The organism is Bifidobacterium breve DSM 20213 = JCM 1192, assembly GCF_001025175.1.
Classification (GTDB): Bacteria; Actinomycetota; Actinomycetes; order Actinomycetales; family Bifidobacteriaceae; genus Bifidobacterium; species Bifidobacterium breve.
Map to the genome: position 1 here is coordinate 1,025,190 of NZ_AP012324.1, position 19,527 is coordinate 1,044,716.

Here is a 19,527-nt window from a genome sequence, read left to right on the forward strand (position 1 = left end):
TCTAGGGGGGGGGAGATATCCTTGACGCATGCTTATCGTCGAAGTAGTTGTGGCCGTGGTCGTCGGCGTGTTTTTGGTCGGGGCCTATCGTGATGCAAAGAACGGAACGTTGCCTTTGCAGAATTCGGTAGGCATCAAAACGCCGGCAACAATGTCATCCGAAGACACATGGAATCGGATTCACAAGCAGTACGCTCCGATATTCCTCGTTGATGCATGTGCCCTGTTCCTCATCGCCCTCGAAATCATCATTGGCGGGGCCATGGAGAAGAACTTCAATAACATGGCATCGGAGGCATTGATTGCGTTGGTGGCCACGCTTGTTGTCATGGTGCTGGCCAATCTGGTCGTCGTTGTTGTGGCAGATCGGTCTGCACGAAAATGAGATAGCTTGGCGAGAAGCCGCTATGTCGGACTTGCTGAAACAACCAACTTCGCAACGGGGTAAAAAGTAAGAGAGCGACGAATCGGGATTCTCGGAGGTGTTATATGTTGGATATTCAAGATGATATCAGTAGCTACCTTGCCTTTTCGCACTATATCGATTGGAATGAACCGAGTGTACAAAGAAAAGCCAAGGAACTAAAAGACTCCACTGAAGGCGAAATCGAACTGGCAAAAGCCGCCTACTATTTTGTTAGAGATGAAATCAAGCATTCATGGGATGTCCAAGACAAAAGAGTCACGGCAACAGCCTCAGACGCATTAAGGGAGGGCGTCGGTATTTGTTGGGCAAAATCTAATTTATTGGCCGCCCTATTAAGGGCAAATGGCATTCCTGCCGGAATATGCTATCAAAGGCTTACGTTAGGCAGTACGCCTGAAAGCGGATACTGCATCCATGCCTTGAATGCCATTTATCTGAGATCCATTGACCGATGGATTCGTGTAGATGCAAGAGGGAATAAAGAGGGTGTACAAGCAGACTTTTCTGTTGACGATGAACGTTTGGCTTTCCCCATTCGGAAAGAGTACGATGAGGTGGATTATAAAACTGTGTATGCCGAACCGTTGCCGCAGACAATGAGCATTCTTGAAAATAGTACAGATGCTCTATACATGTATCTGCATTCGCTGCCCGAAAGAATTTGACGAATTCATTTTTATCGGGAGGCAGGAGGCAGCGGCTGGTTCGGACTGCATTAGCGGTTAGCGGGGAACGATCCGCCCGCGACAACAGCCCATCACGCCAAACTTGACAAGAGTGACGTCGGTGACCCGTGCTGCGGCAAGCACCTCGACAGGGATGGTGACGGTATCGGTTGCTCTCAGGCTAGTAGGCCCGGATAGAGTTCGTTGATCGCCCAGGTGACGCGGCCGGCATCATATGCCGAAAGTCTTCCTGTCGGGCCGTCGTCGAGGAAAAGACTGCTTGGCAGCCGCAGCAGTTGCGAGCATCGCACGGCGCTGGGCTTGCTCAGTCCCGCGTCCTGCCAGTCACGCAGCACCACATAGCCCGGTTCGTCGCGCCAGGTGTTGCCGGTGACCTTGGTCACCAAGGCGATGCGGGTGCCGTCGTCCCATTGGAGGATCACGCTGGGACGGTTCTTCGCTTTGCCTGGCTTGTCGGGAAAAGTGAACGGCACCCACCATATCTCGAACTGGTGCGGATCAGTCTTCATCATCGTCCCAACCCTCCGGCAGGATCACGGCACCATCACGTATCTGGGGCGTCACGATGCGGGGATCATCCATGTTCGCTTTGAACAGGGGATATCCCTCGTTGTCTTTTTCGAATGAAGGGCGGACGCTTGGCGTGAATGGCAGACGCCCGTCGCGTACCAATTGTCTGAGAGACATTTCGGCAAACGTGCTCAGGTTCAACCCCATGGCGTCAAGTATGGCGATGCCGTCACGCTTGGTCTGCGCATCCAGACTGATCGTGGTCTTCTCCTTGATAGCCATCATTACTCCCTATAACAGTGGTGTGACATACGTATATCATACCTCAAATCAGTCATGTCAGCTGGGGCCCCGTTGTCTATTTGTAAGTGCAGCATCCTTGTTTTCGGCTGATTCTGGCGGTTCGTCGGCGAATGCCTTGGCAGGGGTGCGCTAGCCGAGCACTCGCATGGGCCTGTTGTCGGTTTCGTCGACGGTCTCCTGCGGTTCGCGTGCCATGGAGGGGGCGACGGGCGTGCGTTTGGGCGGGTGGCGGCGGATCATGCCGTTCCCGTTCTCGTTGCCGCCGCGCCGCCACGAGCTGTACGGGTCGGCGAAATTGGCTATCTGGACAATCTCCAATCTAACGGGTGTTGCACTTTCATTTAGACAACGGGGGGTTCCTGCGTTTTAGCGGACTGCGGTAGCATGGGAACCATGATTCTGCATTTGCATCTGGTTCGTCATGGGCAAACCACGTTCAATAAATACAACCGTCTTCAGGGATGGTGTAATGCGCCGCTCACCGCATCCGGACTTGCCGATGCCGACAGGGCCGGGCGCAAACTTGAGGGCTATGATTTTGCGGCGGCATATTGTTCCGATACCTCTCGCGCCGAAATCACAGCGAAGCGAATTCTCGATATCAATGAGGCTGCCGGACATGCGCGGCCAGAACTCACGGCCGATATGCATTTCCGCGAACAATGCTACGGATACTTCGAGGGTCAGGACATGTCGCTGGCTTGGACCGCTGCGGGTGGGCCTCACGGCGCGAAGGACTACAACGACATCGTAGCCAAATTTGGTCTGGCCGCCTCCCGTGATTTCCTGAAAGAGGCCGACCCCTTCCATGACGCGGAATCCGATGAAGAATACTGGACGCGCGTCGAAGGAGCATTCCAGCTCATCGCCAGCAACCCCAATCTCAAGGATGGCGATGATGTGCTTCAGATTTCGCACGGTAACACGCTGCTCAGCCTCGGCCACCGTTTCGGAGGCCCCGATCTTGACCTTAGCGAACGACCGGCCAACGGCTCGGTAACTGTACTCGACTTCGACACAACCAAACCGTTTTCGCAGGCCGTGACCATCGTCTCATACGGCAAATAGCGTATTTCATCGTCAGTTGCACGGGTAAATAGGGGAGGAGTGCTACCCTTATCCGAGTAAGTGTGACCTCAAGGAGGCAACAATGGGAGTCGGAGAGATCGCAGGCCTGATTGCGGCCATCGCGTTCGCAGTATTGGCCGGATTCATGATCTATCCGCTAATTCGGTTGGGCAAGATGTTCGACCAGATTTCGCAGACCGTCAAGGAATCCGGTGAGCATGCCATCCCCGCATTGGATGAGGGCGTGACCACCGTCAAGCAGGTCAACAAGTCGCTTGAGGATGTCAACAAGATTTCCGCTGCGGCCTCCACCACCGCCAACAACGTGGGTGCCCTGACCGATTTGTATGGATCCTTCCTTGGCAAGCCGGTTATCAAGGTCGCTTCGGCCTTCTATGCCTTGAAGGCCACTGGCCAGTCGTTCCTGGCTCAGAACGCCAACAAGACCGCTCAGAAGGCCAACAAGACCGCTCAGAAGGGGGAGTGATGTTCAAACGCATCTTTTGGGTGGGCGTCGGTGTGGCCATCGGCGTGATGGCCGTCACCAAGGCACAGGCCTATGTCAAGGCCAATACGCCTGACGCGGCCCGTCAGTTCCTGCTTGGTCCCGATCAAGACAATGTGCCGATGAAGACGCTCGAAGGCCTGGTCAATGAATTCAATGCGACCCGTCGAGCCCGTGAGGCTGAGCTCAATCGTCAGTACACTGAGCGCGCCAACTGACACGCGCACGGCCTTACGCAATCCTTTAATCCATACTTTCCACTGATAGTGGCGCAATTGCGCCCGAAACAAACCTACAAGGAGTTCATCCGCTCATGCGCACTGCGGACATCGCCAAGCGATACCTCGATTACTTCGCCAAGCACGACCATCTCGTCATGCCTTCGGCGTCCCTTATTTCCCCGAACCCCACCACGCTGTTCACCATCGCCGGCATGGTGCCGTTCATTCCTTACCTGCTTGGTGAGCAGACCCCGCCGAAGCGCCGCATGACTTCGAACCAGAAGTGCGTGCGCACGCTCGACATCGACGAGGTCGGCAAGACCACCCGCCACGGCACCTTCTTCCAGATGCTTGGCAACTTCTCCATCGGCGACTACTTCAAAGAAGAGGCCATCCACTACGCCTGGGAGCTGCTGACCACCCCGCAGGACCAGGGCGGCTATGGCTTTGACCCGGAAAAGCTGTGGGTCACCACCTTTACCGACGACGAGGAAGCCCGTTCCATCTGGAAGAACGAGGGCTTTGATCCCGAGCACATGCAGATTTTCGGCATGGAAGACAACTTCTGGACCACCGGCGGCCCTGGCCCCGGCGGCCCCTGCTCCGAGATCTACGTGGATCGCGGCCCCGAATACGGCCGTGATGGCGGCCCTGCGGCCGACGAGACGCGCTTTATCGAAATTTGGGATCTCGTGTTCGAGAACTACGAGGTCGACAATGTCAAGTCCAAGACCGACCTGCACATCGTCGGCGAGCTGGCCCAGAAGAACATCGATACCGGCGCCGGTCTGGAACGTCTGGCCTACCTGATGCAGGGCAAACAGAACATCTATGAGACCGACGAGGTCTTCCCGGTCATCGAGGCCGCCGAGCGCCTGTCCGGCCGCAAGTACGGCGAGGACGAGGCCGCGGATGTCAAGTTCCGTGTCGTGGCCGACCACGTGCGTTCCGCGCTGATGATTATGTCCGATGGCGTGCGCCCGTCCAACGTCGGCCGCGGCTACGTGCTGCGGCGTCTGCTGCGTCGTACTGTGCAGGCCATGCGCGTGCTTGGCGTGACCGATCCGGTGATTCCCGAGCTGCTGCCCGTCTCCAAGGAGGCCATGGTCGCCAGCTACCCGGAGCTTAACGACACCTTCCACGATGTCTCCGAAGCGGCCTACGGCGAGGAAGATGCGTTCCGTCGTACGCTGGAGAACGGCATCGAGATTCTCGACGTGGCCGTCAAGAAGGCCAAGAAGACCGCCGACCCGGTGGTCTCCGGCTCTGATGCGTTCACTCTGCACGACACCTACGGCTTCCCGATCGAGTTGACTCTCGAAATGGCCGCCGACCAAGGAGTGAAAGTCGACGAGGCCAAGTTCCGCGAGCTTATGGCCGAGCAGAAGTCCCGTGCCCGCGCCGACGCCCTCAAGAAGCGTCACAACGTGGACCTGTCGGTCTATGACGACTTCAAGAAGACGCTCGCCAAGCCGATCGACTTCCTCGGCTACACGGACATGTCCGCCCGTGCCAAGGTGATCGGCATCATGCAGGAAGGCAAGGGCTCCGTGCCCGCCGTGACCGGCCCGGCCAACGTCGAGGTCATCCTCGACCGTACCCCGTTCTATGCGGAGGCCGGCGGTCAGCTTGCCGATCAGGGTGAGATTCTCTCCGATGACGGCGCCGTGCTCGAAGTCGACGACGTGCAGAAGCCCATCAAGGACCTCATCGTTCACCAGTGCCGCCTGACTGAAGGCACGCTGGTCGTGGGCGCTGAAGTCAATGCGAACATCGATCTGGCCCGCCGTGGCGCCATTGCCCGTTCGCACACCGCCACGCACATGGTACACAAGGCGCTGCGCGAAGAGCTCGGCCCGCAGGCCACTCAGCGTGGTTCCGAAGACGCCCCGAACCGTCTGCGTTTCGATTTCCAGTGGTCCAAGGCTCCGGCCAAGTCCGTGATTTCCGCTGTTGAGGAGCGCGTCAACGACAAGCTGCGCGACAACCTCGCCGTGACCACCAAGGAAATGAAGTTCGACGATGCCATCGCCCTCGGTGCCATGCACCTGTTCGGCGAGAAATATGGCGACGTCGTGCGCGTGGTCTCCATCGGCGAAGACGGCTGGAGCCGTGAGCTGTGCGGTGGTACCCACGTGGACCACGTCGGCAAGATCGGTATGGTCAACATCCTCTCCGAGGCATCCATCGGTTCCGGCGTACGCCGTGTCGATGCCGTCGTGGGCCAGGGCGCATACGATTTCAACGCTCGTGAGCACGCGCTGGTCTCCCAGCTGTCCGACAAGCTCAACGCCCGTCCGGACGAGCTCGCCGAGCGTGTGAACACCCTGCTCGCCAAGCTCAAGGAATCCGACCGTCGACTTGCCTCCATGTACGAGGCCCAGCTCGCCGCCGCTGTTCCGGCTCTGGTCGAAGACGCCAAGAACTCTGCTGCTCCCGTCAAGGTGGCCATCAAGAACGTGGGCCACTTCGGTGCGGTTGATGCCCTGCGCAAGACCGTGCTCGACGTACGCGGCCAGCTCGGTGAGGACGCCCCCGCCGTGGTGGCTCTCGCCGGTGTGAACGAGGACGACAAGCCCATGGTCGCCGTGGCCACCAACGAAGCCGCCCGCAAGGCCGGCATCAAGGCCGGCGATCTGGTGCGCGGCGCATCCAAGATCCTCGGCGGCGGTGGCGGCGGCAAGCCGGACTTCGCCCAGGGCGGCGGCGCCGATGCCTCCAAGATCAACGAGGCACTTGAGGCGCTCAAGCACGAGGCGCAGAAGGCCTGATAACGCCCGTGGTGTGGTTAGGCGTTGATTTGGGTAACGCCCGGGTCGGACTCGCATTGTCCGACCCGGAGCTTACCTTTGCACACCCAGCCGGGAACATTCATGTTGCCGGTGACTATTTCTTTGCCATCGATGAAGTGCTGAATGTCGTTGAGGACGAGCACGTGACCCATATCATCGTGGGACTGCCGTTGCAGATGGACGGCACTGAAGGCAAAAGCGCCAAGAAGGCGCGCAGATGGGCCGTAAACCTTGAGAAGCGTTTGCGTTCCGAGAGAGAAGAATCCCAAGAACCCCAGATTCCGCAGGTAGTATTGGTAGATGAGAGATTGACAACGGTCAGCGCTCATCGTCAGCTGTTTGAGGCTCAGAAGGCTTCGACCAAGCATAGGCCAATGGTGGACCAGCAGTCGGCAGTGGTGATTTTGCAGACGGCACTTGACCGTGCGGGGGAACAGTGAGGGACCGGTTTTATGGCAGACAATTTCAACGATTTCTTCGACGAGAACACGCATTGGGTCGAAGGGAACGCGAATCCGCCCGGCGGCTCGCTGGAACCTCCGCAGCCGCCGAAGTCCCGCAAGGAGATGCGCAAGCGCCGCGAGAAACGTAAGCAACGCCATACCATGGTCATCATTGCGGTTATCGTGGTTATCGCACTGATGGTGTGCGGCGGATATTTTGGTGTGAAGAAGCTCAAGTCTATTCGAGACAGCCAGAGCCAGACGACCGCTGTCATCGCTGATTATCCAGGTCCTGGCGATGGCGACGTCCAATTCACTGTGGAAGAGGGACAAGGTGCTGATGTCATTGCGAAGAACCTCTTCAAGCAGAAGATCATCAAGTCTGCCGCCGCGTTCACCAGTGTGGTCATGGCCAATGATGCCAAGCTGTACCCCGGCACGTTCTCGCTGAAAAAGCACATGGCAGCCAGCGACGTGTTGGCCATTTTATCTGACTCATCCAACGCTTCCGGATTCCTGGATGTCAAGTCGGGCGAACGCGTCGCTGACGTTCTTGATGCGGCCGCACGCCTGTCCGGCATTGATCGCAGCGAGTTCGATACCATCGTGAACGGTGGCGGATCCGGCATCCTACCGGCCGAGGCCGCTGGCAGCTTTGAAGGATGGTTTGAACCAGGCAGCTACAACGTGCAATCCATGACCAGCGCGTCGGACATCCTCAAGGCCATGGTCGACAAGCGCATCGCCAAACTCGATGAACTGGGAGTCCCCAGTGGCAGCGATCGTGAACGGGTGATGATCATTGCATCCATCGCTGAGGCCGAGGTCAATAAATCCGACTACTACGCCAAGGTGACACGTGTCATTGAGAATCGTCTCGATCAGGGCATGGCCTTGGGCATGGACTCTACGGTGGCCTATGGCAATAATGTGAAGTCGGCAGAAGTCACTACTGCTATGACGCAGGATGCCTCCAACCCGTATAACACATATCAGATTGCCGGATTGCCTCCCACTCCGATTAGCAATCCTGGCGACAACGCTATTTCGGCTGCGCTGAACCCCGAACCGGGTGACTGGCTGTACTTCTGCACAGTGAATCTCAACACCGGCGAAACCAAGTTTGCCGCCACTGCCGACGAACACAATCAGAACGTTGCAGAGCTGCGCCAGTGGCAGGCTGCAAACGGGCAGTAGTCCATCCCTGCTAGTCCCTCTAGTGGAGAAAACGGCAGGTGGCCCGTTCTTGTAGCCCCCCCTCTGATGAGGGCTCCCGCGAAGCGGGTGGGGGAGAGAACTTACAAGACAACCCCAACAACAATCGCTACAGCGGCTCCCACCAATATCACCGGTGCATACGGCACTTTGCCCGCATACGCCGGTGATTTGCGTTGCGGGTCGAACCTCGTCCACCACGCGATCCACGCGATACCGCACATACCCATGGCCAGCCACCACACCACCACAGGCAGCAGTCCGAATAAGCCGACGGACAACCCCATAGGAACCAATGCGGTCACGTCACCGAATCCCAGTGATTTGGGCACAATGAGCGCCAATGCAAACTGAACCAAGCAGCACAACACGGTAAACAGCAGTGCCTGTAACAGCACGAACAAATCGTTTGCCACCACGCCATAGGCGAAATCCGCGGCCAGCTGCAGCAACGCACCTACCGCGACCCATGCAATCGGCACCCGCCTGCACCGCACATCTTCAATGGACAGTGCAAGCCCACATAGCAGACCGGGCAAGGTGAACAGGTATGGCATGGCTTAACATTAACCCCTAGTTACTGAACATACGAAACGAGGGATGCTATGTTGCGCTGGCAGACAGCAGGGGAGTCGCATGGAGAGGCCTTGGTGGCCATGATCGAGGGGCTGCCGGCCGGCATTCGCATCAGTACCAACGACATCGTCTCCGCGCTGGCCCGCCGTAGGCTCGGCTATGGTCGTGGCGCCCGTATGAAGTTCGAACAGGATCAGGTGCGACTGCTCACTGGCGTACGTCATGGGTTGACGCTCGGCTCTCCGGTGGCCATCGAAATCGCCAACACCGAATGGCCCAAGTGGACCGAAGTAATGAGCGCCGATGCCCTCGACCACGATTTGCCGCGTGAAGGTCGCAATGCGCCGCTGAGCCGTCCGCGTCCGGGCCATGCCGATTTGACCGGCATGCGCAAGTATGGCTTCGACGACGCCCGTCCTGTGCTCGAGCGTTCCAGCGCCCGCGAGACCGCCTCCCGCGTGGCTCTGGGTGAAGTCGCCAAGCAGTTCCTTGAGCAGGCATTCGGCATTCGTACCGTGGCTCATGTGGTGGCGCTCGGCGGCGTGCAGACCAACCCCGACCTGCCGCTGCCCACTCCGGATGACTTGGAAGCCCTTGACGCTTCTCCCGTTCGTACCTTGGACAAGGGAGCCGAGTCTCGCATTATAGAGCGCATTGACGAGGCCAAGAAGGCTGCCGATACGTTGGGCGGTGTCATTGAAGTACTTGCCTATGGTGTGCCCGCAGGCATCGGCACCTACGTGGAATCCGACCGCCGTTTGGACGCGGCGCTGGCCTCGGCAATCATGGGAATCCAGGCATTCAAGGGCGTGGAAATTGGCGATGGCTTCCTTGAAGCGGCTCGCCCCGGTTCCCAGGCTCACGATGAGATCGTGGTCAACGCGGACGGCCGCATCGACCGACTCTCCAACCGTGCAGGTGGCATCGAGGGCGGCATGTCCAACGGCCAGGTGATTCGCGTACGTGGCGCCATGAAGCCGATTCCCTCCATTCCGAAGGCTCTGCGTACCGTCGATGTGCTGACCGGTGAATCTGCCGCGGCCATCAACCAGCGTTCCGACAGCACTGCAGTGCCCGCCGCCTCCGTGGTGGCCGAAGCCATGGTGCGCCTGACGCTCGCCAAGTATGCATTGGAGAAGTTCGGTGGCGACAGCGTGGAGGAGACTCACCGCAACCTTGAGGCGTACCTCGCTTCATGGCCCGAGCACATGCGCTGAGTCGCCGGAACACGATCAAGAAGGTTCATACGCTATGACAGCACGTCCCCACGCCGTAATCATCGGCATGATGGGTGCCGGCAAAACCCGTGTCGGCAAGGAAGTGGCGCACATGCTGCGGCTGCCATTCGCCGATGCCGATGTGGAAATCGAGCACGAGGTGGGCATGAAAATTCCCGCCTATTTCGATAAGCATGGCGAGCCCGCCTTCCGCGAGGTTGAGGCCGATCTCATCGCTGATTTCCTTGAGGATTTTGACGGCATTTTCTCGCTTGGTGGGGGAGCGCCCATGACGCCTTCCACACAGGAAGCACTGGTGGACTATATCGCCCAGGGCGGTTGCGTGGTGTATCTCGATGCCGACCCGAAAGAGGCGATGGAACGCGCCAATCGTGGCGGCGGACGTCCCATGCTCAATGGTGACGCCAATGCCCGCTGGAAGAAGCTCTTCAAGGAACGCGATCCCGTGTTCCGCAACGTGGCCAATGTTCATGTGCATACCCGCGGACTTACCCCGCAGGGAGCAGCCAAGAAGGTGATAGATATGGTTTCCCAACGAACGGTGCATATCGATGGTGCCGCCATTGAACCTTATGACGTGGTCATCGGCGAAGGCGCGATGAACCGTCTGGTCGATGTTTTGGGTTCCAAGCCGGTCCGTATCGCATTGATTCACACTCAGCCGGTGCAGCGGCACTCCGACCGTGCTCGCGCACTGCTGCGGCAAGGCGGCTATGAGGTATCCGACATCGTGATTCCGGACGCCGAACCCGGTAAGACCATCACTGTGGCCAATCGCATTTGGGAACGCCTCGGCAACGAAGGTTTTACTCGCTCCGATGCCGTGGTGGGGTTGGGCGGCGGTGCCGCCACCGATCTGGCGGGCTTTGTGGCTGCTACGTGGATGCGTGGCGTACGCTATGTAAACTGCCCGACCTCCCTGCTGGCCATGGTCGACGCCTCCACCGGTGGTAAGACTGGTATCAACACCCCGCAAGGCAAGAACCTTGTCGGATCCTTCTATACGCCAGCCGGCGTGCTGGCCGATATGAACGTTCTGGCCACCTTGCCCAACGACATCTTCATCGAAGGTCTCGGAGAGGTCGCTAAGTCCGGTTTCATCCGCGACCCCGAAATCCTGACGGTTCTTGAACGACATGCCGCGCAACTGCGCGCTTTCGACGGCTCCACATTCCTTGGCTCGCCGATGGAAGATGTGGTCGCCGAACTTATCGAGCGCACAGTAACGGTCAAGGCATACCATGTCTCCTCCGATCTCAAGGAGAAAGGCCTGCGTGAGTTCCTCAACTATGGTCACACACTGGCCCATGCCATTGAACAGCTGGAGCACTTCCGCTGGAGGCACGGCAATGCCGTGGCAGTCGGCATGGTGTATGCCGCTGAACTGGCGCATCTGACCGGTCACATCGATCAGGATCTGGTTGATTACCATCGTTCGCTGCTCACTTCGCTGGGCCTGCCGACTTCATGGAACGGTGGCTTGTTCGATGACGTGCTCGCTTTGATGCACCGCGACAAGAAGGCCCGCGGCAACGAGCTGCGCTTCGTGGTACTCGACTCAATTGGCCACGTGGTTCATCTCGATAACCCGCCCGCCGATGCCGTGGAAGAAGCCTTCCGCCGTATCCAGCAATAAATCTGAGCAACCGTCCGCTCCTGGCTCCCCTCAGTCTCGCTACGCGAGCCAGCTCCCCTCAGGGAGGGGAACCAGAGAAGACCTTGGCTCCCCTCCCTGAGGGGAGCTGTTAGCGAAGCTGACTGAGGGGAACCTGACGAAGGAGCAAAACATGATCAAAGTAATCGTCGTCAACGGCCCGAACCTCGGTCGTTTGGGCGTCCGTCAACCAGACGTCTACGGCCGTCAGGATCTCGACACTTTGCGTGAACTCTGCACCCAGTGGGGCAAGGAGCTTGGTCTCGAAGTCGAAGTGCGTCAAACTGACGACGAAGCCGAAATGGTGCATTGGATGCATCAGGCCGCCGACGAAAAGACCCCTGTGGTCATGAACCCTGCGGCCTTTACCCACTACAGCTACGCTCTCGCCGACGCTGCCCACATGGTCATTGACGAAAATCTGCCGCTGATGGAGGTCCACATTTCCAACCCGTCCGCCCGCGACGAATTCCGCAAACGTTCGGTCATCAGCCCTGTCGCCACCGGCACCATCACCGGCATGGGCTTCTACGGCTACAAGCTCGCCCTCGACGCCGTAGCCCATCTGCTGTCCGAATAGTCGCGATATATCCTTATGGAAAGGCTTTGCCGCCGCGGTGGATGCGGCGGCAAATGGATTCAACGAAACCGTATGTCGGTAACACGCCGGGTCATACGCGGATGATAGAGTGAAATTCCATGGTTAGAAGAACACATGGTAATTCTCAAGAACACGTCACCAAGCATATTTTCGTCACCGGCGGCGTTGTTTCCTCTCTCGGTAAGGGTCTGACTGCCTCGTCTCTGGGTCGTTTGCTGCGCAGCCGTGGTATCAAGGTGCTCCAGCAGAAGCTTGACCCGTACATCAACGTCGATCCGGGCACCATGAACCCGTTCCAGCACGGTGAAGTCTACGTGACCGAAGATGGCGCCGAGACCGATCTCGACATCGGCCACTACGAGCGTTTCCTTGACGTTTTCCTCTCCCAGAAGGCCAACGTCACCACTGGTCAGATCTATCAGGAAGTGCTGCGTAAGGAGCGCGCCGGCGAATACCTCGGTCAGTGCGTGCAGGTCATCCCGCACATCACCAACGAGATCAAGTCCCGCATGCGCGCCCAGGCTTCCGATGATGTCGATGTGATCATCACCGAAATCGGCGGTACCGTCGGCGATATCGAATCCCAGCCGTTCCTCGAGGCCGCCCGCGAGGTTCGCCGTGATCTCGGTGCCGAGAACTGCATGTTCGTGCATGTCTCCCTGGTGCCGTACATCTCCGCCGCACACGAGCTCAAGACCAAGCCCACCCAGCATTCCGTGATGATGCTTCGTCAGCTTGGCATCTCCCCGGATGCCTTGGTGCTTCGCTCCGACCGCCCGCTCAACCAGTCCATCAAGGACAAGATTAGCCTGATGTGCGATGTCGATGCGGAAGGCGTGGTCAATTGCGTGGACGCGCCGAGCATCTACGACGTGCCGAAGATCCTGTTCGAGGAGGGCCTCGACGCCTATGTGGTGCGTGAGCTGGGTCTGCCGTTCCATGACGTCGATTGGGACGAATGGGCCGACCTGCTGGAGCGTGTGCACCACCCCAAGCATGAAGTCAATATTGCCATCGTCGGCAAGTACATCGACCTGCCGGACGCCTATCTGTCCGTCACCGAGGCCATCAAGGCCGGCGGCTTCGCCAACTGGGCCAAGGTCAACGTCAAGTGGGTTGCGGCCGATCGTTGCGAAACCGAGGAAGGTGCTGCCGCCGCACTCGACAACATCGATGGCATCGTAATCCCCGGAGGCTTCGGCATCCGCGGAATCGAAGGCAAGATCGGTGCGCTGAAGTTCGCCCGCGAGAACAAGCTGCCCGCCCTCGGCCTGTGCTTGGGCCTGCAGTCCATGGTCATCGAGTACTCCCGCCATGTGCTGGGCATCGAGGACGCGAACTCCACCGAGTTCGAGCCCGATTGCGCCAACCCGGTGATCGCCACCATGGAAGAGCAGAAGGACATCGTGGCCGGCAAGGGCGACATGGGCCATACCATGCGTCTCGGCTCCTACCCAGCTGACCTCGAAGAAGGCTCGCTGGTTGCTGAGCTGTACGGCACCACGCATGTCACCGAGCGTCACCGCCACCGTTACGAAGTCAACGTGGCCTACAAGAATCGCCTGCGTGAGGGCGGACTGCGCATTTCCGGTCAGAGCCCGGACGGCGAACTCACCGAGTTCGTTGAGCTGCCGCAGGATGTGCACCCGTTCTACGTGGCCACCCAGGCCCACCCGGAGTTCAAGTCCCGCCCAACCAAGCCGCACCCGCTGTTCGCCGGTCTGGTCAAGGCTTCGCTGGGGCACCAGGAAGCTCGCGGCTGAACCCAGACTATTGACGGCAATATCAACGTGATGTAAATCGCGCCAGCCTATGACAAACCATGGCCATGAATCACTTGGAATTCATGGCCATGATGCATAATGGCCTCAAGTGCATAATGCCACATATAACCAGTAAACGAGAGAATGTGTAACAGTTCATATGACCGATAATTATGAACAGCCTGTGGGCGGATCGCAGCCGAACATTGCGGGGAGCTTCAGCGATGCTGAAGCAACAGCGGTATTCACCCCGTTCGATGTAGCTCAGCCTATGGATCAGTCGATTGATGATGGCGACGCCGTGAAGGTCAAGCACCGCAAGCGTCACGTATGGCCTTGGATTGTATTGGGTGTTGTCGTAGTGCTGGGTGCCGGCTTGGGCGGAGGCTTCTGGTTCTTCCAGTCCCACGCCTTGCCGGGAACGACTCTGTGGGGCAACCCCATGATGGGGCGCAGCCAGTCCCAAATCGCTGCCACCATTGATGACACGGTGAACAACACCACTGTTCCGGTATCGTATGACGGCAAGACCGCCAAGATTTCATTCAAGGATCTGGGTCTCAGCGTCGACTCGGGTGCCCTTGCATCCGAAGTGGTGAACGCCAAGCGCGGCGACGCTTTCTGGCAGCGTTACGCATTCTGGGTGAAGAAGGACGTGACCACCGCTCCGGCCAATGCTGGTGCCGCAGTCTCCGATACGCTCAACCAGAAGCTCGGCGTCAACGAAGTCAAGCCGGTAGATGCAGCTGTGCAATTGAACGGTGACCAGACCGGTTTCGATGTTGTTGCCGGTGCCCAAGGTGAGGGTGCGGATGTCGCTCCCGTGGCTGATGCAGCAGTAAAGTCGGTGCAGTCTCTTGGTTCGTATGAGCCGAAGACCGTCAGCGTCAGCCTGAAAGCCACCGATCCGGTGGTGACGGACGATATCGCCACCCAGGCAAAGTCCACACTGGACACCTTGCTGCAGAACCCTGTGGCCATCAAGGTTCAAGATCATCAGATTGCCGCCATCAACGCACCCGCACTTGCCGCGGCTATGAGCATAAACGCGAACGAGAACGCGAAGCTGACCGATGGCCAGACCCGAAACGGTTATGTGGTGTTCGACGCTGGCAAGCTGCAGCAGTATTACAACGACGCCATCAAGGCCAATCTGAAGACCGATCATGAGGACCGCGAAGTTATCGTCAACAATGACGGCGACGAATTGCAGGTCATCAAGGAAGGTCATGACGGAGTCACCCTTACCGATGGCACCGACTCGAACGTTGGACAGCAGGCCGTCGAAGCGCTGGCCAAGGGCAATGGGGCAGTCACTCTTGACGGTACGGTTGACCCGATGCAGACCAAGGCCACCAAGCGGCATGTGGTCGTAGACCTCTCTGATCGTTTGGTACACGTGTACGAGAATGATCAGGAGATCAAGACTTTCCATGCTTCCGTGGGCCAGGACAACAACCGCACCACCGGTGTATGCCAGGGTGACCTGTGCACGCCGACCGGCGACTTCAAGGTCTGGCTCAAGTACCCCACACAGGACATGAGTGGCAACGTGACCCTGTCCGACGGCTCGGTCAGTCACTGGAGCGTCAAGGGTGTGGGTGACGTCAACTACTTCTCCAAGGATGGTTGCGCCATTCACCGTATCGCCAAGTCGAGCTTCACCAGCGACGCCACCATCGCCAACATGAACAACATCTCCCACGGTTGCGTGGGCATCGGTTGGGATGTGTCCGACTGGTTCTATGACTGGTGCCTGAACGGCACTACTGTGCACGTGCAGCTGTAGCCGTACAATCGCATATGAATCGACTTCGGAGCCCGTCTGCGGACGGGCTCTTGCCATAGCTGTGCACGTGTGCGATACATCACGTATGCGCACAGCCAATATTCAGTCGGGTTGGTAGTGTTTCAGCTTGGGTTCTGTTAGGTTTACGTAGGACTATGTGTGAAACAAGGAAGGCAGGATGGTGACCGAAAACACAGCACCAAACGCCGCCGCTGACGTGGAGATGAGCCAGTATGTGGCCGATCGCACCCGCGTCAACGAGGACAAGATCAAGCAGGATGACGAGATCATCAGCCAGTTCGGCGATTACAGCTACGGCTGGCATGATTCCGACGCCGCCGGCGAAGCCGCAAAACGAGGCATAGACGAAAACGTCGTGCGCGCCATCAGCGCCGACAAGGGCGAGCCGCAATGGATGCTCGACATGCGTCTGCGCGGTTTCAAGGCGTTCCTCGACAAGCCCATGCCCGATTGGGGTGTGGATTTGTCTGGTTTCAATGCCGATGATTTCAAGTATTACGTCAAGCCGATTGAGAAGCAGGCTAAAAGCTGGGACGACCTGCCCGATGACATTCGTTCCACCTACGACCGACTCGGCATCCCCGAAGCCGAGAAGAACCGTCTGGTCTCCGGCGTCGCTGCCCAGTACGAATCCGAGGTGATTTACAACTCGATTCGCGAGGACCTGAAAAAGCAGGGCGTAATCTTCGTCGACACCGATACCGCAGTGCGTGAATACCCCGAACTCGTCAAGAAGTATTTCGGCACCGTGGTACCTCCGGAAGACAACAAATTCGGTGCGTTGAACACTGCTGCATGGTCCGGTGGCTCGTTCGTGTATGTGCCGAAGGGCGTGCATGTGGACATCCCGCTGCAGGCCTACTTCCGCATCAACACCCCGGCCATGGGTCAGTTCGAACGTACGCTGATCATTGCCGACGAAGGCTCCTACGTGCACTACGTGGAAGGCTGCACCGCTCCGATTTGGTCCGAGGATTCACTGCACGCCGCCATCGTGGAGATCATTGTCGAGAAGCACGCTCGCGTGCGCTACACCACCGTGCAGAACTGGTCGAACAACGTGTACAACCTGGTCACCCAGCGCGCCTACGTGCGCGAGGGCGGCACCATGGAATGGGTCGATGGCAACATCGGATCCAAGGCCACCATGAAGTACCCGGCTTGCATTCTCGCCGAGCCGTATGCCAAGGCATCCACTATGTCCCTTGGCTTCGCCGGCAAGGGCCAGTATCAGGACACCGGTGCCAAGATGATTCATCTGGCTCCTCACACCAGCTCCACCATCGTGGCCAAGTCCATCTCCCGTGGTGGCGGACGTTCCGCCTACCGCGGCCTCGTCAAAATCGTCAAGGGCGCCTATGGCTCCTCCAACTCGACCGTGTGCGATGCTCTTCTGGTCGATGACTTCTCCCGCTCCGACACCTACCCGCATGTCGACGTGCGTGAAGACGACGTCTCGATGGCCCACGAAGCCACCGTCTCCAAGATTTCCGAAGACCAGCTCTTCTACCTGATGAGCCGAGGACTCACCGAAGAGGAGGCGCGAGGCATGATTGTGCGCGGCTTCGTTGAGCCGATCAGCCGTGAGCTGCCTATGGAATACGCGCTCGAACTCAACAGACTTGTGGAACTTCAGATGGAAGGATCGGTGGGCTGATTCCAATGACCGATAACACAGCACCCGTCAAGGAAATCCAGATTCCGGTCGCCGACCCCAACGACCCGTACGCGGTTCCGGCCGCCATGCCGTCTTCCGTGGATCATGCCGTACGTTCCTTCAACGCCAGTGATTACCCCGAACCGAACCGCAAACAGGACGAATGGCGTTACACGCCGATTGAGCGCATCAACGAATTCTTCACCGTGTTCAAACCCTCCGGCGAAACGCAGATCGAAGTCTCGATGATCGACGGCTCACCACTCGCCGAAGGTATCAAGCTTACCCAGGTCAAGATGGGCGAAGGCCTGTCCGGTACTGTCTCCAAGCCGAATGACCGCGTCTCTGCGGTCGAGTGGGAGTCCGGCGCCACCGCCACCATTCTTGAGCTCACCGGCGAGATTACTCAGCCTGTGCTGGTCAAGGTGCACGGCGCAGGAGCCGATCTCGATGCCTTCCATCTGGTGATCGCCGCTGCCGACAAAGCCCATGCGGACGTCGTCGTGGAACACGACGGCGACGCACGCCTGGCCGAAGGTGTGGAAATCACCACCGGCAAGGACTCGCATGTTTCCACCACGTTCATTCAGGAATGGGCCAAAACCGCCAAGCATGTGGGCAACCATCGTATCCACGTAGGCAAAGGCGCATCCCTGCGTCACTCGGTCGTGACCCTGGGCGGCGATATCGTGCGCATCCGTATGGATCAGGACTTCGGTGGCGAACAGGGCGACCTCAACATGCTCGGCATCTACTTTGTCGATCCCGGCGAGCACATCGAGCACCGCACGATGGTGGTGCACAATCACCCCGACTGCAAGTCCCGCGTGGTCTACAAGGGCGCGCTTGACGGCAAGGGCGCACACTCCACCTGGGTGGGCAATGCGCTCATCCAGCCGACCGCACCCGGCACCGACTCGTACGAGCTCAACCGTAACCTGGTGCTGACTCCGGGTGCCATCGCCGATTCCGAACCGAACCTCGAAATCGAGAACGGCAACATCATCGGTGCCGGCCATGCCTCTTCGGTGGGACGCTTCGACGACGAGGAGCTGTTCTACCTCGAATCCCGCGGCATTCCCGAAACCGATGCCCGCAAGCTTGTGGTGCGCGGCTTCTTTGGTGAACTTGTTGAAGAGATCGGCATCCCGGCCATCTCCGAACATCTGATGACCGTGATTGACCGACGACTGGCACGTGGCGAGAACGATGCCATGGCTCAGGTCCTCGAAGACAAGTAAGAACAGCATTTTTTAGGAGCACAACAATGTCAACACTCGAAATCAAGGACCTGCACGTCCACGTCGAAACCAAGGAAGGCATCAAGCCGATCCTCAAGGGCGCCAACCTGACCGTTCACTCCGGCGAAACTCACGCCATCATGGGTCCCAACGGCTCCGGCAAGTCCACCCTCGCTTACACGCTGGCCGGTCACCCCAAGTATGTGGTCGACTCCGGCGAGGCCCTCCTTGATGGCCAGGACATCCTCAAGATGACCCCCGATGAGCGCGCCAAGGCCGGTTTGTTCCTTGCCATGCAGTACCCGGTCGAAGTGCCGGGTGTCTCCATGACCAACTTCCTGCGCACCGCCAAGACCGAAATCGACGGCGAAGCCCCCGGTATCCGCCAGTGGGCCAAGGATTTGTCTGCGGCCATGAAGCGACTCAAGATGGACCCGAAGTTCGCCTCCCGTTCCGTGAACGAAGGCTTCTCCGGCGGTGAGAAGAAACGCGCCGAAGTCCTCCAGCTTGAACTCTTGAAGCCGAAGTTCGCCATCCTCGACGAAACCGACTCCGGTCTGGACGTGGATGCTCTGCGTATCGTCTCCGAAGGTGTGAACCGCGCCAAGGAAGCCAACCAGTTCGGCATCCTTATGGTCACGCACTACACCCGTATCCTGAAGTACATCAAGCCGGACATCGTGCACGTGTTCGCCGACGGCCACTTCGTCAAGACCGGCGGCCCCGAGCTGGCTGATGAGCTCGAAGAGAACGGCTACGACCAGTACCTGCCCGAAGGCGCCGACTCCGAGTCCGCACTGGCCTGATTTTGACCGAT

General features: G+C 58.6%; 19 protein-coding genes and 1 pseudogene. 16 read left to right on the forward strand and 4 right to left on the reverse strand.

Features of this window, described 5'->3' with window-relative positions; translation table 11 throughout:
- Nucleotides 1–49 precede the first annotated feature (49 nt).
- Both BBBR_RS04295 and BBBR_RS04300 read left to right on the forward strand, forming a co-directional pair.
- Entirely contained in the window at nucleotides 50–385 is a 336-nt protein-coding gene (locus BBBR_RS04295; protein WP_225851429.1) for an SdpI family protein, read from the forward strand.
- Between the two features lie 104 nt (nucleotides 386–489).
- Complete coding sequence (locus BBBR_RS04300; protein ID WP_003829233.1) at nucleotides 490–1,092, forward strand: transglutaminase-like domain-containing protein; 603 nt, start codon at nucleotides 490–492, stop codon at nucleotides 1,090–1,092.
- 176 nt (nucleotides 1,093–1,268) lie between these two features.
- Here BBBR_RS04300 and BBBR_RS04305 read toward each other — a convergent pair whose 3' ends face one another.
- The 3 genes and pseudogenes from BBBR_RS04305 to BBBR_RS04315 form a co-directional block, all read right to left on the reverse strand.
- Nucleotides 1,269–1,625 carry a type II toxin-antitoxin system PemK/MazF family toxin gene (locus tag BBBR_RS04305; RefSeq protein ID WP_003829234.1) on the reverse strand — a complete coding sequence of 119 codons (357 nt, stop codon included), beginning with the start codon at nucleotides 1,623–1,625 and terminating at the stop codon, nucleotides 1,269–1,271.
- Nucleotides 1,612–1,908 carry a type II toxin-antitoxin system RelB/DinJ family antitoxin gene (locus BBBR_RS04310; protein ID WP_003829235.1) on the reverse strand — a complete coding sequence of 99 codons (297 nt, stop codon included), beginning with the start codon at nucleotides 1,906–1,908 and terminating at the stop codon, nucleotides 1,612–1,614. Before BBBR_RS04310 ends, BBBR_RS04305 begins: the two co-directional genes overlap by 14 nt.
- Before the next feature lie 73 nt (nucleotides 1,909–1,981).
- Nucleotides 1,982–2,220 (reverse strand): annotated as a pseudogene (locus tag BBBR_RS04315) (IS30 family transposase); the annotation flags it as partial.
- Nucleotides 2,221–2,319: 99 nt separating this feature from the next.
- Here BBBR_RS04315 and BBBR_RS04320 point away from each other — a divergent pair.
- From BBBR_RS04320 to mltG, 6 genes are all read left to right on the forward strand, one after another.
- The gene (locus tag BBBR_RS04320) at nucleotides 2,320–2,994 is read left to right on the forward strand and encodes a histidine phosphatase family protein (RefSeq protein ID WP_032738178.1); all 675 of its coding nucleotides are present in this window, start codon (nucleotides 2,320–2,322) and stop codon (nucleotides 2,992–2,994) included.
- A gap of 82 nt (nucleotides 2,995–3,076) precedes the next feature.
- On the forward strand, nucleotides 3,077–3,481 hold the full coding sequence (locus BBBR_RS04325; RefSeq protein WP_003829238.1) for a DUF948 domain-containing protein: 405 nt from the start codon (nucleotides 3,077–3,079) through the stop codon (nucleotides 3,479–3,481).
- The gene (locus tag BBBR_RS04330; protein WP_003829239.1) at nucleotides 3,481–3,717 is read left to right on the forward strand and encodes a hypothetical protein; all 237 of its coding nucleotides are present in this window, start codon (nucleotides 3,481–3,483) and stop codon (nucleotides 3,715–3,717) included. Before BBBR_RS04325 ends, BBBR_RS04330 begins: the two co-directional genes overlap by 1 nt.
- Before the next feature lie 95 nt (nucleotides 3,718–3,812).
- Entirely contained in the window at nucleotides 3,813–6,491 is a 2,679-nt protein-coding gene (gene alaS, locus BBBR_RS04335; protein WP_003829240.1) for an alanine--tRNA ligase, read from the forward strand.
- A gap of 8 nt (nucleotides 6,492–6,499) precedes the next feature.
- Nucleotides 6,500–6,952 (forward strand): Holliday junction resolvase RuvX, encoded by a 453-nt coding sequence (gene ruvX / locus BBBR_RS04340; protein ID WP_003829241.1) that lies wholly within the window; start codon nucleotides 6,500–6,502, stop codon nucleotides 6,950–6,952.
- 12 nt (nucleotides 6,953–6,964) lie between these two features.
- Complete coding sequence (gene mltG / locus BBBR_RS04345; RefSeq protein WP_003829242.1) at nucleotides 6,965–8,152, forward strand: endolytic transglycosylase MltG; 1,188 nt, start codon at nucleotides 6,965–6,967, stop codon at nucleotides 8,150–8,152.
- Nucleotides 8,153–8,253: 101 nt separating this feature from the next.
- On the opposite strand, the gene BBBR_RS04350 is transcribed toward mltG, so the two are convergent.
- Entirely contained in the window at nucleotides 8,254–8,727 is a 474-nt protein-coding gene (locus BBBR_RS04350; protein WP_003829243.1) for a peptidase A24, read from the reverse strand.
- Between the two features lie 48 nt (nucleotides 8,728–8,775).
- On the opposite strand from BBBR_RS04350, the gene aroC reads away from it, so the two are divergent.
- The 8 genes from aroC to sufC all read left to right on the forward strand — a co-directional run bounded on the left by aroC (nucleotide 8,776) and on the right by sufC (nucleotide 19,516).
- Entirely contained in the window at nucleotides 8,776–9,963 is a 1,188-nt protein-coding gene (aroC, locus tag BBBR_RS04355; protein ID WP_003829244.1) for a chorismate synthase, read from the forward strand.
- 34 nt (nucleotides 9,964–9,997) lie between these two features.
- Nucleotides 9,998–11,620: a bifunctional shikimate kinase/3-dehydroquinate synthase gene (locus BBBR_RS04360; RefSeq protein WP_003829245.1), complete on the forward strand. Its 1,623-nt coding sequence runs from the start codon at nucleotides 9,998–10,000 to the stop codon at nucleotides 11,618–11,620.
- Between the two features lie 151 nt (nucleotides 11,621–11,771).
- On the forward strand, nucleotides 11,772–12,218 hold the full coding sequence (gene aroQ, locus BBBR_RS04365; protein ID WP_025221555.1) for a type II 3-dehydroquinate dehydratase: 447 nt from the start codon (nucleotides 11,772–11,774) through the stop codon (nucleotides 12,216–12,218).
- A gap of 119 nt (nucleotides 12,219–12,337) precedes the next feature.
- Nucleotides 12,338–14,002 carry a CTP synthase gene (locus tag BBBR_RS04370; RefSeq protein WP_003829248.1) on the forward strand — a complete coding sequence of 555 codons (1,665 nt, stop codon included), beginning with the start codon at nucleotides 12,338–12,340 and terminating at the stop codon, nucleotides 14,000–14,002.
- A gap of 160 nt (nucleotides 14,003–14,162) precedes the next feature.
- Nucleotides 14,163–15,791, forward strand: a complete 1,629-nt coding sequence (locus BBBR_RS04375; protein WP_003829249.1) for a L,D-transpeptidase family protein — start codon at nucleotides 14,163–14,165, stop codon at nucleotides 15,789–15,791.
- A gap of 178 nt (nucleotides 15,792–15,969) precedes the next feature.
- Entirely contained in the window at nucleotides 15,970–17,469 is a 1,500-nt protein-coding gene (gene sufB, locus BBBR_RS04380; protein ID WP_003829250.1) for a Fe-S cluster assembly protein SufB, read from the forward strand.
- 5 nt (nucleotides 17,470–17,474) lie between these two features.
- Nucleotides 17,475–18,710, forward strand: a complete 1,236-nt coding sequence (gene sufD, locus BBBR_RS04385; RefSeq protein WP_003829251.1) for a Fe-S cluster assembly protein SufD — start codon at nucleotides 17,475–17,477, stop codon at nucleotides 18,708–18,710.
- A 26-nt stretch (nucleotides 18,711–18,736) separates the two neighbouring features.
- On the forward strand, nucleotides 18,737–19,516 hold the full coding sequence (sufC, locus tag BBBR_RS04390) for a Fe-S cluster assembly ATPase SufC (protein WP_003829252.1): 780 nt from the start codon (nucleotides 18,737–18,739) through the stop codon (nucleotides 19,514–19,516).
- The last annotated feature ends 11 nt before the right edge of the window (nucleotides 19,517–19,527 follow it).